This is a genomic window from Chryseobacterium indologenes (assembly GCA_016025055.1).
GTDB classification, from domain to species: domain Bacteria; phylum Bacteroidota; class Bacteroidia; order Flavobacteriales; family Weeksellaceae; genus Chryseobacterium; species Chryseobacterium indologenes.
The window spans coordinates 1,592,992-1,609,385 of record CP065590.1; the positions used below are offsets into that span (position 1 = coordinate 1,592,992).

The following is a 16,394-nucleotide window of genomic DNA, read 5'->3' on the forward strand; positions in this document are numbered from 1 at the left end:
GTCAGCCTGATGTTTGAAATTGCTTACAAACCTCGGCAAACTTTTAATTAATAATACATCTGAAACTGATATTCAAATATTTATGCAAAGTTGCAACTTTTTTTTGAATTATCCATTTCATAAATTTCTATTATAAAAATAGTAAAAAAAGAAAACAGATAAAAGAATTGTGGATAAAAAACTGAAATTGTGGTTAAATTTTGATTACGAGCCTCTTTCCAGCGGGTACCTCAGCATTCCAGATTGCTTCTATATCTTTCAGGTCAACCTCTTGTGTTTCTATTGTAATTTTTCCAGCTGCTGCTGCCAAAAACATTTCCGGAATGATTTCTGAAAACAGGAGTGCAGATTCCTGCTTTGTCCAGCTTCCAAGTCCTGATCCTGAAATCTGAATATCTGTTCCTCTCAGGATCTGAGAAGATAATTGAATTGTATCGCCACTCATTCCTCCCACAGAAACCAGTTTTGTCTTATGAGAGAAAGTTCCGTCTCCTTTAAAAGCTGATAAGATCATCTCAACCGAATGACCCCAGATATAATCCAGTACAATATCAATAGGAGTTGAAGCATGAATATCCTTTATTTTCTGTTTAAAAGCTTCATCACTGAGTTGTAAAGAAACAGCCTCATCTGCTCCCAGTTTGTGCAGGGATTTCAGAGATTCTTCATTCCGGCCTGTAACAATAATTTTTTCTGCCCCGTATAATCTGGCAATCTGAATGGCTATTCTACCTGTGATCCCTGTAGCACCGTTGATCAAAACTACATCTCCGGGTTGGATGCCTGCTTTGAATTTTAACCCCATTGCAGAGCCCATTACTGCATTGGGAAGGGCTGCAGCAACGGAAAAATCCAGATTTTCAGGAACGGGAACTACAAAATGCCGATCTGCTACAGCTTTTTCTGCGACGGTTCCTTTTTTACTGAAAAAATAAACTTTTGTTCCGTTCTCCAGGTATCCTACTCCGTCTGAACCGATAATCGTTGGCTGATGTTCTTTGTTTTCCGTGGAATAATGTTTACCGCTTGCCCTTGCTTTGTCCAGGTTTTTAATAGAAGCTGCCTTTACTGACACCATCACTTCATCTTCTTGGATCGCTTCTGGCTCCGTAAAATCTGCATATTGAGGAATGCTTCCTTTTTCAAATACTACTGCTGCTTTCATTGTCTTTTTATTTTACTACAAAATTAGCTGTAGGGTATGCTGCAGAGCAATAACATTTGTTATCAATTAAAAGAAAGGAAGCACGGAGAGGGAAGCAGCAGATTACACAAGTATAGTGATAGGGCGTCAGGTGATTAGTAATGCTCTATTATTCTTTGTCGCGTTGACACTTCTATATGAGCTTATTGTAAAGCCATTGAATGATTTTGTAACCTCTTTTCTGGATTCTTTGTGTAGGTTGTGATAAAATTTTTATCAATATCCTTCAGTTCTACATTATCAGCCATAAACTTTCAGCTTCAAGCACCTGACTTCCAGCCTAAGGAAGTCTTTCCTTCAATATTTTACTTTTTATTCTGCTCAAATGAACGGTGGTAATTCCCAGATAGGAAGCGATATAATGCTGAGGAACCCGTCTGATGATCTCCGGCTTTTCTATGGTAAGGTTCAGATAGCGTTGCTGTGGCGTATCTTTAATAAATGAAAAGAAATGTTTCATATAATCGAAAACCCTTTCAAAAAGGGCATCCATAAACATCTTTCTAAGTTCAGGATTTTCATAAACCTCTTCAAGGAAAGCTTCTACATCCGGTTTTTTGATTTTATATACAACACAGGGGCCTATGGTTTCAAAAGAGACCATACTGGGCAATCCTTTTCTAAAGCTTTCCAGAGAAGAAAACATGGTATTTTCAAGAAAAAACTGGAAGGTAACGTCCTTTCCGTCATTATTATACCAGGCTCTTACTATTCCCTGTTCGAGATAATAGGCATTGCACGAGACTTCTCCTTCTTTCAGCAGCAGGGTTTTAGCCGGAACTTCCATGCGTTCAAAAGAAGCGAGAAATTTCCGCCATTTTTCTTTGGGAAAAGGAAACCTGCTTTTAATATGCTCAAACATCAGATGATACAAAAAAGAACGGAGCAAGTCCGTTCTTCTGTTTTATTTTTAAATTAAACTTTTAATCTTAGCGATGATATCATCACCCAGCTGATCTGCTTCTTCCTGAGATTTTGCCTCAGTATAGATCCTGATAATCGGTTCAGTGTTCGATTTTCTCAGGTGCACCCAGTTGTTTTCAAAATCTATTTTCACACCGTCTACTGTAGAAACATCTTCGTTCTGATATTCCTGCTCCATTTTGCTTAAAATAGCATCAACATCGATTTCAGGGGTCAGCTCTATTTTCTTTTTTCCCATGAAATAGCTTGGATATCCCGCTCTCAATTCTGAAACGGTTTTATTTTCCTTTGCCAGATGAGTCAGGAATAGTGCTACTCCTACCAAAGAGTCTCTTCCATAGTGTAGATCTGGATAAATGATTCCGCCATTTCCTTCACCTCCGATTACAGCGTTCTTTTCTTTCATCAAAGTTACTACATTCACTTCTCCTACGGCACTTGCAAAATATTCTGAATCGTGGGCGTGTGCCACATCTCTCAAAGCGCGGCTTGAAGAAAGGTTTGAAATGGCAGCTCCTTTTTGATGTTTCAGTAAATAATCTGCTACAGCCACCAACGTGTATTCTTCTCCGAACATTTCCCCTTTTTCATCGATTAAAGCTAATCTGTCAACATCCGGATCTACCACGATTCCTAAATCTGCATTTTCTTTTTTAACCAACTCACAAATATCTCCTAAATGTTCTTTCAGGGGCTCCGGGTTATGTGGAAAATGTCCTGTAGGCTCGCAATATAGTTTTATGGTTTCACAACCGAGCTTATCCAGCAGCATTGGAATAGCAATTCCTCCTGTAGAGTTTACAGCATCCAGTACTACCTTGAATTTTTTTTTCCCTGATGGCTTCAACATCTACCATCGGAAGGTCCAGAATCTGTTGAATATGAATGTCAAAAGCATCATCTCTTGTTTCGTAGGTTCCAAGATCATCCACTTCCGCATAGTTGAAATCTTCATTTTCTGCTAAAGCTAAAACATCAGCCCCGTTTTCACCACTGATGAATTCTCCTTTTTCATTTAATAATTTAAGGGCATTCCATTGTTTTGGGTTGTGAGATGCGGTAAGGATAATTCCTCCATCTGCGTTCAATTCTGGAACCATTACTTCAACGGTAGGTGTAGTGGAAAGTCCAAGATCTACTACATTAATTCCCAGACCCTGTAAAGTTGCTGTTACCAGTGAAGATACCATTTGTCCTGAAATTCTTGCATCTCTGCCGATAACAAGCGTAAGGTCTTTTTTATTTTTATTATTCTGAAGCCAGGTTCCGAAAGCGGAAGCAAATTTCACCACATCAAGCGGAGTTAAGTTATCATTGACTTTTCCGCCAATCGTTCCACGGATTCCTGAAATAGATTTTATTAACGACATTATGTTTTTATATTTCTTTGTTGTTAGTATAATACTTTGTCCGAAACAAAGATACTTAAAAGAGTCTTAAGTTATAAAAGAGGAATGGCTTTTTGCATTTTATCATAGGTTTTTTTCACCACTTTTGGCGGGGCAAACCGGTAACCTACATATAATAAACCATACACATTATTATTTTCTACCGCCTGATTTTTCCTTTGTTCATAAGCTGAAGCTCCAAAGTTCATTTTTCCTCCAAATAAAAAACGGTCCGTATTATATCCCACGTGAAGGCCTCCTTCCATTCTCATGGTAAAATACTGTGCGTTTTCTCTGATACCTCCTTCCGCGTTATTTTGAGAACTGGAGAACTTTCCTCCAAAGCAAGAGCCAGATAAGGGGCAATATTTACTTTTTTTCCAATAACCCAATTATAGAAATAGCCTATATTGGCACCAATTTTATACTGAAACTCTTTATTTTTCTGCTCGTCTATAATATTGGAAAAAACAGTGAGGTCATAGTCTAAAAACGGAACCCAGCTTCCAGCGCTTTTCTTCTGCCACTCTCCCTGTGTATAAATACTTCTCGCGGAAAAATTTTTATTAAGAATATACGATGTGGATCCTCCGAAACTTTGCACTCTCAGATCGGGAAACTGGATGTGAGGATCTCTTCCTTCTGTCCATCCGGGAATAAAGTCCTGCATATTTTCAAGGTAGAATCCCTTGACATTTTTGTAATAAAGGTTCTGGATAAACCGATTCGGAAAAAATCTAAAACTGAAGTCTGTATAGGAACTGTTCCCTTTCAGTTCATTATCTCTGTTATCGGGAAAAAAGCGTGGCGCGAATGAAACGGTTGCACTGATGATTTTGTAATCAATGGACAAGGATATTTTTATTTTATTGTTGATGGAAAATATCTGCTTGTTTTCATCTCTGTTTTCTCCTTCAGAAAAAATATAGCTTTCAATATTGGTATCCAGATTGGCACGGATCATCACCTGATCGGCGTATGACTTCACCAAAGCGGTATCTATCTGAGCTTGTACCTTAGCGATCCATAGAAGAAAGAAGACAATGAGTCCTGCCTGTGAAAGATTCAATATGAATATTTTAAATTAAAAAAATGAAATTACAACATTTTTTCAATTTTCCGATGAATCAGATGTTAAGAACAGCCACAATCTTTATCGCAGCTGCTTCTTTTGGAGCTGAATTTCTTTGGGGCGAAGTTCTTTTTAAGTACTTTAAATAAAGAGTAACAAGCAAATGCCACAATTAAGAATACCAGAACATATTGAAAAACAAGTGAAGAATCCATTACTTTAAAATTTGATATACTATCATCGACACAAAATATGCCAAACCTGTCATCATAGCCAACTGGAAGCCGGTCCATTTCCAGCTTTTCGTTTCTCTGTAGACTACTGCCAGTGTGGAAGCACACTGCATTGCAAATGCATAAAACAGAAGCACGGAAATACCTGTGGCAAAGCTGAATACCTTTTCGCCATTCGGTTTCACATCTCTTCTCATTTTATCGATTACTTTCACCTCCGGAGCATCATTTTCAAGGCTATACAACGTAGACATTGTTCCTACGAACACCTCTCTGGCTACGAAACTTGTAAGGATACCTACTCCCATTTTCCAGTCGTACCCTAATGGTGCAATCACCGGTTCTATACCCTTACCCATTTTTGCTAAATAGGAATGATCGAGCTCAACATTACTTGCCACGAACTCAGTAGGTTTCTGTTTTGGTCCGAAATAACTCAGGAACCAGATAATGATACTGACAATAAATATAATTTTTCCGGCTCCGGTAATAAAGTCCCATACTTTTCCCAAAACCATTTTAAAATCATATCCGAAAAGTGGTTTTTTATAAGCAGGAAGGTCCATTACCAGATAGGTTTTACCTTTATTTTTAATAAATCTCTTAAGGACTGCTGCTGAAAATAATGCAACCAGGAAACCCAGTAAGTACATGGCCATCAGCACCAGTGCTTTATATTTTATTCCTAAAAATGATCCTTCAGAAATGATCAATCCTATAATAATACTGTAAACCGGAAGTCTGGCAGAGCACGTCATGAACGGTGTTACCAATATCGTCAATAGTCTTTCTTTAACGTTTTCAATGTTTCTGGTGGAAATAACGGCTGGAATAGCACAGGCTGTTCCGGAAACAAGAGGTACGATACTTTTTCCGTTGAGACCAAAAGGACGAAGCATTCTGTCCATCAGGAATACTACTCTGGCCATATATCCGGAATCTTCCAACAAATAGAGGAAATACAAAAGAATTCCGATTTGAGGGGCAAATACTACAATTCCTCCAATTCCGGGAACAATTCCGTTTGAAATCAGTGAATTGATGGGGCCTTCCGGAAGATGTTCTGTTGTAAAAGCTGCCAGCCAGGAGAAGAAATCTTCAATCCAGCTCATGGGATATTCGGCAAGGAAAAATACACTCTGGAAAATAACCAGCAGAATGGCTAAAAAGACAACATATCCCCAGAATTTGTGAACCAGAACTTTGTCCAGCTTTTCTGTGAGAAGTTCTTTAAACTGAGGTTCTTTGGAAATGACATTCTCCAGTATTTTATCAACATTCTGATATCTTCTGACCGTTTCCTGAACCTGTAATCTTTTTGGGACCAGGCTTTTGGCTTCAGAACCCTGAAGTTGCTCCATTACGGATTCTATTCTTCCAAGGTCTGTTCCTAATGAAAGGCTCATCCAGGCTTTATACTCGTTGGTAAAACCCTTATGAGAAGCTAATTTTTGGATAAAATCTCTATGCTCGTTGGGAGTTTCAAAAGAAATTGTATCTGTTTTTACAAATTCATTGTTGAAGATACTTTCTTTTACTTCATCAATTCCAATATGTTCTTTTGCATTGGTTTGGATGATTTTGATTCCCAGGGCTTCAGAGAACTTCTGAATATCTATGGTAATTCCTCTTCTTTCTGCCTGGTCAATCTGATTGACGATCAGAATCATTGGAATTCCAAGATCCTGGATCTGCTGGAACAAAAGAAGGCCTCTTTTCAGGCTTAATGCTTCAAGAATATAAACAACTCCTGCGTAGTTTTCCTGTTCGTCGATCAGGTATTTTGAGAAAATGGCTTCGTCCTCAGAGCTTGGATATACACTGTAGGAACCCGGAAGATCAATAACCTCAACTTCTTCATTTTTATATTCATAGTTTCCCGAATGGCTAGCCACGGTAACCCCGGCATAGTTTCCGGTTTTTTGCTTTTTGTTACAAAGTGTATTGAAAACCGTCGACTTTCCTACATTGGGATTCCCCACCAGAAGGATCTGTTTTTTCTTATTTGCCTGCATTAATTCAATTCTTCAACGATGATATAATCTCCCTCTTCTTCACGAAGGGCAATACGGCTTTTTTCTGCACCAAACTCCACATACATGGGCCCATTGAACGGGGCCTGATATAAAATCCTGAAAATGGTCTCCGGAAGAAGCCCCATTTCGATAATTTTATTGGGCATTTTCAGATGGTCATTATCATATCCCAATATCTTTCCTATTTTATTTTTAGGAAATCCACTCAATTTATGTAATCCTTTCTCTATCAAAGCCAAAATTTTTGTCCTGCAAATATACGTTATTTAAATTTAATCTAAATAACGTTTTGACTATGAAAGAAATCACCCCAAATACATTGCTGTATCTGGGGTGACTTGAAATATAATTTAGTTGATATGAATGCTTATTTTTTCTTTTTATCAGAGGCCTGATCTTTTTCTATCGGATTATCATTTGCATTGTAGAAATCTTTGTATTGCTTTTCCTGCTTCTTCATCATGTCACCCACTGTTCCGTCCATTCCCGGTATTGTTTTGGAAAGCATTTCCTGTGTCATCATTGGTCTTACAGAAGCAAAAGGGTCATTTTTGAAATCACTGAAAGTTTTTTCAAATTTCTCTTTTGATAATTCGTTCACTTTTCCGGAGATTTTCATCATATTTTCAATGTAGGAAAACTCTGTGTAGTCTTTTATTTTCTTGTTACCCTGTAGTACCCAGGAATAATCTTTGTTTTCATCTTCAATTTTTACAATGAGCCCCGGAAGTCCGTAAAATTTATAGGGTCCGTCCTGGAAAGGAATATCTGTTGTAAACCAGGCTGTCCATTTTCTTCCCCCAAATTCAGTCGTTGCTTTTTGAGTATTGTATTCCCCTATTTTTTGTTTATCGCCAAGAATATTCCAATTGAATTTTAAATCTTCGCTATATCCGATTGTTGTTGGAGTAAAACCATTTGCAATTTTATCGACATACTGCACCTTCATGCCGGGATATGTTTTATAAATTTTTGCTGAAATCTTAGGCGTTTTAAGAGATTTAGAAAAGTCTCTCATCATTCCCGACTTCTTAATGGCCTCCATTTCTATTTTCATTATAGAATCCTGTGCTATCACCGTGTAATCCTGATAAACAGACCTGTTTTTATCCGTTATATCCAGAATGGTAATGACCTTATCCAGCTTCGCTGAATCTTTCTTGGGTTTAAAAGTCAGCTCATAAAAGAATCGGTTGGCCGTTTCTTTGTTGTCCTGTGCATTGGCAAAGGCAAAAAGAGTGATAAGAAATATTGAGAACAGCTTTCTCATTGCATCAAGATTTTCTTAATTAGTACTCCTATGTATTATTTTGTTACAATTTATTAAAAAAATTATTTCAGAGATGGTTCCGGGAGGTTGATATTAAAAAATTTATGATTCCGTTACGACATTTTCAGATTTAAAAATTCTAACTTTATGTACCTAAAAAACAAAATATTATGGATACCTTATCTCAATTAAAATCCGAACTGGAAGGAGAATTTCAAACGACTAAAAAATTCATTGACCTTTTTCCTGAAGGGAAAAACGACTATGCTCCTCATGAAAAAAGCATGAAGCTCATGCCATTGGCAACACATCTGGTAGAAGTTTTTGAATGGCCTAATACAATTTTAAATACTTCAGAACTTGATTTTGGCAAAGGGGAATACCAACCGACCCAACTTTCTACAAAAGAAGACCTTATCAAAAAACTGGATGATAGTTACCAGGCCGGAAAAGCAGCCTTGGAAAAAGCAACAGAAGACAACCTGAATCCAAGCTGGACGATCAAAAATAACGGCCACGAGCTGGCGAGCTGGAGTAAATATGGAGCAATTCGCCATGCGTTGAATCAGATTACCCATCACAGGGCTCAGCTGGGAGTGTATTACAGGCTGAATAACATTCCTTTGCCCGGAAGTTATGGCCCGTCTGCAGACCAGCAAAGCTTTTAGTATCAATATATCTCAAAAAAAAACCAATCCGTGCGGATTGGTTTTTTTTATTTAAAATTGAACTTTACAGTAAACATCACCTGACTTGGACGAAGCTGCATTGTTGTTTGGGTAACGGTTGCATCGCCAACAGTGATTCTTTCAAATACTTTTCTGTCTGCAATATTCATCCATTTAAGCTCAAAATCAACTTTTTTCTTGGCCCAGCTGAATTGATAGGATACATCAAAGAAGCCGTTGTTTAATTTTGTATTTCCTAATTTTGAATTGATCTGGTCCCAATAAAAGCCGATGGTATGGTTCTCCAGCGGATAAAAGAATACATTTAAATTATGGGTGTACCCTTCCGTTTTTCCAAGATCATTCTGAATAATTCCGTTAGATTGCTTATTCCAGGATTTTGTCATATTAAAATCTACACTCATCCATGAGAAATAGGTATTATTGAACTTAAACCCTAACGTATTGGCATTGTTCTTTGTATTGATGTCTTCATTATTTCTTCTGGATTGGGACTTTGAGTCTGTAGTATTAAAGGTTACGGAAGCATTTGTTTTAAATTTAGGAAAATACTTTCCGATTTCTGCATAATAAGCATTACTTGTCCTTTTATTTTCACGTTCAATATATTCGATAACGCTAAATCCCAGTTCATTGACTGCACTGGAGGCCAATAAATTATTTTTGACATCACTTAACCTGTAACCCGCATTGAAGAATAGATTATTTAACGGATTTCTATACTCGAGCCTCAGCCCTCCGCTTTTGGTATTCGTTTGTGGTATAGGGTTTTTAGGATCCATTACATTAAATCCTCCGGGGCTGGTTAATATATATCCGGCGTAAGCGGTTTGAATATCCCCGAAGTTGTTGCTGATACTTCCGCTCATACTGGCTTTAAAGAAAGAAGCAAAGGAATACTGGGCAAAAATATTAGGTGTAAATGTCACCTTATTCAAAGATTTTGAAACATTTCTGAGTGGATCTTCTGCTTTAATATTGTTAAAGTTGACCGGAAAATTAGAAAATAACATCCAGGCTTCAGATTTATAATTGATTCCCAGTGAGGCAGATGGATTGACTCTTGTAAATTTAAGATCATTCTCATATGCAGGGCTGGTAAAATCCGGGCTGTTATTGATCGTTGCCCCGTCAAAATTGGTTGTCAGCTTATCTGTGGAGAAATCAATTCCGACTTGCGGAGTAAACGTCCAGCCTTTCGTTGAAAAACTGATATTTGCAGAATGCGACGTATCCAGGCTTTTGATTCTGAACGTCTGCAAAGCACTACTACCGGGTGCAAATTTAATCGTTGTAAGTTTAGTACTATCTTTTTCTTTATAGGGAAACTGCAGATAATTGGCCGGTGATATTTCTAATACTTGTTTATCGTTTTGGTAACTGATATATGATTTTAGATTTACCATTTTCTCCTTCCACGGAATGATCGTGCTTAAAGAGTTTTGAAAAGAAGAAGTTGGTGATTCCAGGGCTTCATTTCCATACCTGTAGCCCGTTTTATCATTTCTTTCTGCAAAGGCTCTGTCTGCATTCCAAAACTGAGAAAATGTGGTTGTATTTTTAAAGAACCCTTTTTTTGCATTTTTAGTAAATATCAATTCTCCTTTTAATTTATCTGTATAAAAATTATTCAAAAATCTGGTGTTATACTGAGTTCCCTGCTGGATATCAGTGTTGATACTGTTCGATTCTCTTTCTACTGCATTATTGGTATAGTTGGCATTTGCTTTCAGTTCCCATTCTTTCTTTTTATCGATGTTGGTAAGATAGTTGGCAGATAGGTAATGAACACTGTTCATCAGGTATCTTTTTACCGGAAGGTCCGGTGTGCTGGCATTTTCTACGCTTAACCAGTTATTCTGGGAAATATTGGTTCTTTTTCCTTCCCAGCTGCTTCCAAATGCAAGAATATTTCCCTCACTTTCTACCTGTTCACCCATATTATTGGTTTTGTAATTGACAACCCATTGGCTTTTCTGCCCAAAAAACATAGGTGTTAATTTTACATTCCAGAGCCAGGGATCTCCAAAACCGGTTCCCACTTCTCCTCTTCCCGTCATCGTTACGGAGTTTTTAAGCTTAATATTGATGGCTGCCTGGTCCGAAGGAACTTTGTCCTGAAGAATTTTTACAGGCTGGTGGTTTTCCAATACTTCCACTTTCTGTACGGCATCTTTGGGAAGTGAGTTGTTGATGGTACCGTATCCACCTTCCATAAGGTCTTTTCCGTTGACATAAAATTTATTGATTGCATTTCCCTGATAGAGGATCGTTCCGTCTTTATTCACTTCAATCCCAGGAATTTTTCGCATAACATCTGCCAGTGTTCTGTCGTTTTTACTGTTGAAGGCTTTAAGGTCATAAGAAATAGTATCTCCTCTGGCGGTAATCATTTTGGTTTTTAACTGGACTTCCTTTATTTCTGTAGCTTCAGACTGCATTTTAAAGTTCAGGGTCTGATCACTGTTGCTGATCTGTCTGATGACAGATTTTTGGTTGAAAGCTTTCACTTTCAGGTCTACATTAGCTTCTCCTGATGTGAAGGTTACTTTGTATTCACCTTTAGAATTGGTAATGGCGTACGCTAAAATTGCATCTTTACCCGGCTCTTCGATGGTAACACTTGCACTTGGTATTGCTACCCCATCATCATCGGTGATCTTTCCTGAAACAGTTTTTTGTGCCAAAGTCAGTATACTGAAGAAAAATACCAGAAATAAAGAAATAATTTTTTTCATAGTTATTATTTGCCCAATTAGTTAATCATTATTGTTTTTCGTTACACTTTTTTTAAAGATCTGTTTTATCGTTAAAAGTTAAATCAATATCCCTATAAAAATAGTTATATTTTTTGTAAAGCAGTGGGAAATAGGAAATCGGGCTTTCCTTTTAAAATTTGATTAAAAAGCCCTTCGTTCCCAGCCATCAAAATCACAAATTAATGAAATAATAAATTTATAAAAACCACATTTACAAGAAGTTAATATAAATACAAAAAAAATACATTATTTCCAAAAATTAATAAAATTTTGTCGATTTCCATTTTTCCAAACTATAATTAAAATTACCTCCCAATACATTTAATTATTATCATTTATCTCTCTGTTTGTGTTGATTTTATCAACAATTACAGGACTATAGGATTTAATTAAAAGCAATACTTTTGTATCAGAATGGATTTTTATTCATCTCAATTGTGTTTTTGCCCTGTAATTTTATTACAGGGTGTTTTATTTGTACAATAATGCTTAGAGATATGCACAAAATTTTAGTATTTGTAACCATTTTGAATAGTTAAATCTGATTTGAATCATAGATTAAAAGAAAATTAAACGCTGGTTTATAAATATATATTTAATAATTTTGTAACATAAAATTTACAAAAATGGGAATAAATTTAAAGCCTATAGATGTTGTAGATGATATTTCTAAAGAGGAATTCTTCGAAAAATATCTAAAGCCAAGAAGGCCCGTTGTCATCAGGAACATGGCAAAAAACTGGCCTGCATACCAAAAATGGACGATGGAATACATGAAAGAGGTAGTAGGAGATGTGGAGGTCCCGTTATATGATAGTTCCAAAGCTGATCCTGCAGCCCCTATCAATGCATCGGCTGCAAAAATGAAATTCGGAGATTATATAGACCTTATCCAAAGGGAACCTACCGACCTGAGAATTTTCCTTTTTGACCCTATAAAATATGCTCCGAAACTTCTGGAAGATTATATTGCTCCAAAAGAATTAATGGGAGGCTTTTTAGATAAATATCCCAACATGTTTTTCGGAGGAAAAGGATCAGTAACATTCCTTCACTTCGACATCGATATGGCACATATTTTCCATACACACTTCAACGGAAGAAAGCATATTCTTCTTTTTGATTACAAATGGAGAGAAAGGCTGTATCAGATTCCTTATGCGACCTATGCTCTGGAAGATTACGATATTGAAAATCCTGATTTTACAAAATTTCCCGCTTTGGATGGTGTAGAAGGTATCGAGTGTTTCCTTGAACACGGGGATACTCTGTTTATGCCGACAGGGTGGTGGCACTGGATGAAATACCTTGACGGAAGCTTCTCTATTTCATTAAGAGCCTGGGACAAATCATGGGCTGTAAAAGCACATTCTTTGTGGAATCTTACTGTACAGCGTAAATTTGATGACGTGATGAAATCAAATTTCAAAGGCAAATACATGGAGTGGAAAGAGAAAATGGCTATCAAAAGGGCAGAAATTGCCTTACAAAGAGGCTTGCCAAGATAAATAATAAAAGACGTTTCGGTTTGAAACGTCTTTTTTATTGACAGTTTAAAGGTCAATATTTCAACATTTTACAGCACTCTGTACACCGGATACTGCCGGAATGTTTTTTCTTCAAAATAAGGAGAATGCCTGTAGACCCAATCCAATTGAGCCTCTCCGCTTTCAGACAATTTTTTATCTGCTGCCTTGGCTGCTTCAAAGGCCTCTTTTAATCCTTTGTCCTTTTTAAGTAATTCAGCAGCGGTATCTTCAAAAATATAGGCTGAATAATATTCTTTCTGTGCCAGAATTCCATCGAAAAAATTCCAGTTAAAAAATGAGTCTAATGCTTCAGGCTCAAGTGTTTCTATAATATATTTTACACCGGGCTGATTCGTGGAAACCAAATAATCACCTGCAGAGAAACTCAGTCTTCTGTCTGTGGACTCTACAGTTGTTTCGTAGTGAATATAATGCCCTTCGTAAGGATTTTTTGCTGTTTTAAAATCCTTTATTTTATAGGATTGTACCGCCATCATACTGTCTTGTTTAAGCGGCTTCATCTCAATCTGATTTCTTCTGAATTCTTCAATAACCCTATACTGGGACTGTGGGATTACATAATATTTCGGAATGCTGATATATCCGGTCGGAACTGCAGTGGTAAAGAGTTTTATATTTTTTGTAAACGGTTTATTTCTATCGTAATACAGCCGGGGTTTTCCTGAAATTTCACTTGGCTTATATTTCCCTTCATATCCCTTAAAATCCATGGTAGTGAATCTTGTAGAATCTATTTTCCAGCGAATTCCATATTGTTTTCCTGCCTGGTACTGTTTCAGGTTATCAAGGCGCAATTGTTTGATTTTATGATAGTCCTGATCCAGGTTTTTAAGGTTGACGAGCATGTATTTGTAAGTGGCATCTACTCTTTTGTCATAAGGTTTCAACATGTGCGTTTCAGGAACGGTTCCCAGAGAGTTGAAAAGAGAAGTATATCCGGTAGAGTACCTGGGAGAATCTTCAAAGGCAGCAAAACCAATTTCAGGAATATCTCCGTGAATATTTACGTAAGGGGTACTTTCATAACCGAGCTTCTTCATTTCTTCAAGATTTTTTGCCTGGTATTCGTCATAGAAATAGCTTCCTAATGTATTCCCAAGGCGCTCTTTAAATGTTGAAATATAAGTAAATGTATATTGATAATCTGCTCCATTGCTTACATGATTATCAATAAAAACATCAGGTTTCAGCCATTGATAAATTTCCTGGAAGCTTCTGGCATTTTTAGAATCCGCCTTGATAAAGTCTCTGTTCAGGTCATAATTTCTTGCGTTCCCCCTGAAACCATATTGTTCAGGACCATTCTGATTGGCTCTTGAGTGAGAACCCCTGTTGAGCATTCCGCTGATATTATAAGCCGAAATGGCGGCGATGACAAAATTTTGCGGGGTCTGAATTTTTTTAGTGGCCAGATCTCTCATCAGCATCATTGTTGCATCAATTCCGTCAGGTTCCCCGGGTGTATTCCGTTATTGACGAAAAGAACTGCTTTATTTTTTCTCAGCTTTTGAAGGTCTTTTTCGGGAAATGGGTTATAAACCACTACATAAATGGGTTTTCCGTTATCATCCTCTCCTTTTTTAAGATATTGAATGGTATTGAAGTTTTTCGCCAGTTCCTCATAGTAGGCATTCATCTGATCGTACGTAACGGTTTGATTTCCATTGCCTTTTTCGAAAGGGGGTCTGAAAAGATTTTTGTCCAAAAACCAGGGAAGAGCTTACAAACAGCAGAAGATATTTCAGTTTCATTGATATTTTATTTTCCGGATTTAAAAATAGTTAATATCATTCATGCAAAAAAGCGAAATAATGAAAATACAACATCTCTTTGTATGAAAAGTCCTAACATGTTTCTGAAAACTGTCAGGCTGATATTCGGATCGTGATTTGCTCTTTCATTTTCTCAGTTCCTTCCCTTTTCATTGGGGTACAGAAACGGAAGCGGATCACTTTGCCAAAACTCATTGGTATTGATATCCATGACAGACAAAGCTCCGGTATAGGCTGCTCCCGTATCCATATTCCATATATTGGCTTTATGAACCGGGGTTGGTATTCCTATATCGAGTGTAGGAGTATGCCCGATGAATATTTCGTTATATAAAAGCAGTCTTTTAGGATATAATGCTGAATTTTTCGCCAGTTTCCTATCCATGGCAACGGCTGTTTCCCACAATGTCCTGTCCCACCGGTAGTTGCTTGAATATACTTCTTTCCCGGGTCCATGCATGGATGCAAAGCCAGCATGAATAAACAACCTGTTCTGATCATCTACATGATAATTTTTCATTTTTTGAAAAAATTCAAGATGAAGGTTTTTTTCCTCCTGTGAATAACCGGTATAACTTTCCACAGTACTTCTTCCACCATTGGAAAGCCAGATATCAGGAGCCTGCTCCATGAAAAGCCATTCTTCACACCACGCATCATGGTTTCCTTTAATGAAAATACAGTCTTGATTTTCGGATACTTCTATTAAAAAACGGATAATGTCTGAAGATTGACTCCAACCGTCTACATAATCTCCCAAAAAGATCAATTGGTCTTGGGAGGTGACTCCCGCCCGTTCAAAAATTTGCTGCAAAGCTTTAAATCCTCCGTGGATATCGCCTACTACTAACGTTCTTTTCATTTTTATTTTGAAATATATTGTGGATCTACAAAATCAGTCAGCCAAACTCCGTTTGCTGAAAGATAGAAAGGCAATCCGTCTTCATACATTTTTCCCGTCCGGACCGTAAGGATCACAGGCTTGCCATGCCTCATCCCGACCTTTGTAGCCGTCTCTTTATCAGCACTTAAGTGTACATGCTGACGGTTTCTTTTTTCTATTCCTTTCCCTAAAATAGATACAATATTAGTTTCCGCCGTTCCGTGATACAGATAATCGGGAGGTTGCTGTGCCTTTAAAGCAAGGTCTATATCAATTGAATGGCCCTGGCTGGCCCTGATTTTTGTTTTGTCATCATTAAAAGCGAATCTCTTTTTATTGTTGGTTTCAACCACTTCCTCTAATTCGTCAAAGGAAAAAAACATCCTTTTCAAGGCTGATTTTGCCCTCAGTTCGTCTACATGGGTCCAGCCGTTTTCATCGAGTATTAATCCGATACTTTCAGGCTGGTGCCTTAAAATAAGGCTTAAAAATTTACTTATCTTTTTCTTTTCTATTTCGTTCATGATTTGTTTTTTTATTAAGTGTTATACATTTCAGGCGAATTTCCGTAAAAATTCATTTTGAGTACTGTTTTTACAATGCTTCCCGGAAAA

The 16,394-nt window shown here is 37.2% G+C and carries 12 protein-coding genes and 2 pseudogenes; 2 read left to right on the plus strand and 12 right to left on the minus strand.

Annotated elements, in window-relative coordinates; genetic code table 11:
* Positions 1 to 193: 193 nt before the first annotated feature.
* The 8 genes and pseudogenes from H3Z85_07110 to H3Z85_07145 form a co-directional block, all read right to left on the minus strand.
* A complete protein-coding gene (locus tag H3Z85_07110; protein QPQ53126.1) occupies positions 194 to 1,165 on the minus strand; it encodes a zinc-binding alcohol dehydrogenase family protein in 972 nt (323 codons plus the stop codon).
* Positions 1,166 to 1,484: 319 nt separating this feature from the next.
* A complete protein-coding gene (locus H3Z85_07115; protein QPQ53127.1) occupies positions 1,485 to 2,066 on the minus strand; it encodes a Crp/Fnr family transcriptional regulator in 582 nt (193 codons plus the stop codon).
* 48 nt (positions 2,067 to 2,114) lie between these two features.
* Positions 2,115 to 3,498, minus strand: a pseudogene (gene glmM / locus H3Z85_07120) (phosphoglucosamine mutase).
* 71 nt (positions 3,499 to 3,569) lie between these two features.
* Positions 3,570 to 3,788, minus strand: a complete 219-nt coding sequence (locus tag H3Z85_07125; protein ID QPQ53128.1) for a hypothetical protein — start codon at positions 3,786 to 3,788, stop codon at positions 3,570 to 3,572.
* Complete coding sequence (locus H3Z85_07130; GenBank protein ID QPQ53129.1) at positions 3,785 to 4,585, minus strand: DUF4421 family protein; 801 nt, start codon at positions 4,583 to 4,585, stop codon at positions 3,785 to 3,787. The genes H3Z85_07125 and H3Z85_07130 overlap by 4 nt, the downstream gene beginning before the upstream one ends.
* A gap of 217 nt (positions 4,586 to 4,802) precedes the next feature.
* Positions 4,803 to 6,836, minus strand: coding sequence for a ferrous iron transport protein B (feoB, locus tag H3Z85_07135; GenBank protein ID QPQ53130.1), 2,034 nt, complete (start codon positions 6,834 to 6,836; stop codon positions 4,803 to 4,805).
* Positions 6,836 to 7,090: a ferrous iron transport protein A gene (locus tag H3Z85_07140; protein ID QPQ53131.1), complete on the minus strand. Its 255-nt coding sequence runs from the start codon at positions 7,088 to 7,090 to the stop codon at positions 6,836 to 6,838. The genes feoB and H3Z85_07140 overlap by 1 nt, the downstream gene beginning before the upstream one ends.
* Positions 7,091 to 7,224: 134 nt before the next feature.
* Positions 7,225 to 8,127, minus strand: coding sequence for a GLPGLI family protein (locus H3Z85_07145; GenBank protein QPQ53132.1), 903 nt, complete (start codon positions 8,125 to 8,127; stop codon positions 7,225 to 7,227).
* A 170-nt stretch (positions 8,128 to 8,297) separates the two neighbouring features.
* On the opposite strand from H3Z85_07145, the gene H3Z85_07150 reads away from it, so the two are divergent.
* Entirely contained in the window at positions 8,298 to 8,795 is a 498-nt protein-coding gene (locus tag H3Z85_07150; protein ID QPQ53133.1) for a damage-inducible protein DinB, read from the plus strand.
* A 47-nt stretch (positions 8,796 to 8,842) separates the two neighbouring features.
* Here the strand turns inward: H3Z85_07150 and H3Z85_07155 are convergent, their stop codons facing one another.
* Positions 8,843 to 11,554 carry a TonB-dependent receptor gene (locus H3Z85_07155; protein QPQ53134.1) on the minus strand — a complete coding sequence of 904 codons (2,712 nt, stop codon included), beginning with the start codon at positions 11,552 to 11,554 and terminating at the stop codon, positions 8,843 to 8,845.
* Between the two features lie 647 nt (positions 11,555 to 12,201).
* On the opposite strand from H3Z85_07155, the gene H3Z85_07160 reads away from it, so the two are divergent.
* Positions 12,202 to 13,083, plus strand: coding sequence for a cupin-like domain-containing protein (locus tag H3Z85_07160; GenBank protein ID QPQ53135.1), 882 nt, complete (start codon positions 12,202 to 12,204; stop codon positions 13,081 to 13,083).
* A 68-nt stretch (positions 13,084 to 13,151) separates the two neighbouring features.
* Here H3Z85_07160 and H3Z85_07165 read toward each other — a convergent pair.
* The 3 genes and pseudogenes from H3Z85_07165 to H3Z85_07175 all read right to left on the minus strand — a co-directional run bounded on the left by H3Z85_07165 (position 13,152) and on the right by H3Z85_07175 (position 16,304).
* A pseudogene (locus H3Z85_07165) lies at positions 13,152 to 14,876 on the minus strand (hypothetical protein).
* 154 nt (positions 14,877 to 15,030) lie between these two features.
* Positions 15,031 to 15,759, minus strand: coding sequence for a serine/threonine protein phosphatase (locus H3Z85_07170; protein QPQ53136.1), 729 nt, complete (start codon positions 15,757 to 15,759; stop codon positions 15,031 to 15,033).
* 2 nt (positions 15,760 to 15,761) lie between these two features.
* Positions 15,762 to 16,304, minus strand: coding sequence for an RNA 2'-phosphotransferase (locus tag H3Z85_07175; GenBank protein ID QPQ53137.1), 543 nt, complete (start codon positions 16,302 to 16,304; stop codon positions 15,762 to 15,764).
* Between the last annotated feature and the right edge of the window lie 90 nt (positions 16,305 to 16,394).

Excerpts from the sequence above, each read along its gene's own strand:
- H3Z85_07155 (QPQ53134.1), bottom strand. The coding sequence starts at position 11,554 with ATGAAAAAAATTATTTCTTTATTTCTGGTATTTTTCTTCAGTATACTG.
- H3Z85_07175 (QPQ53137.1), bottom strand. The coding sequence starts at position 16,304 with ATGAACGAAATAGAAAAGAAAAAGATAAGTAAATTTTTAAGCCTTATT.
- H3Z85_07150 (QPQ53133.1), top strand. The coding sequence starts at position 8,298 with ATGGATACCTTATCTCAATTAAAATCCGAACTGGAAGGAGAATTTCAA.
- H3Z85_07160 (QPQ53135.1), top strand. The coding sequence starts at position 12,202 with ATGGGAATAAATTTAAAGCCTATAGATGTTGTAGATGATATTTCTAAA.
- H3Z85_07110 (QPQ53126.1), bottom strand. The coding sequence starts at position 1,165 with ATGAAAGCAGCAGTAGTATTTGAAAAAGGAAGCATTCCTCAATATGCA.
- H3Z85_07115 (QPQ53127.1), bottom strand. The coding sequence starts at position 2,066 with ATGTTTGAGCATATTAAAAGCAGGTTTCCTTTTCCCAAAGAAAAATGG.
- H3Z85_07145 (QPQ53132.1), bottom strand. The coding sequence starts at position 8,127 with ATGAGAAAGCTGTTCTCAATATTTCTTATCACTCTTTTTGCCTTTGCC.
- feoB (QPQ53130.1), bottom strand. The coding sequence starts at position 6,836 with ATGCAGGCAAATAAGAAAAAACAGATCCTTCTGGTGGGGAATCCCAAT.
- H3Z85_07125 (QPQ53128.1), bottom strand. The coding sequence starts at position 3,788 with ATGAGAATGGAAGGAGGCCTTCACGTGGGATATAATACGGACCGTTTT.
- H3Z85_07170 (QPQ53136.1), bottom strand. The coding sequence starts at position 15,759 with ATGAAAAGAACGTTAGTAGTAGGCGATATCCACGGAGGATTTAAAGCT.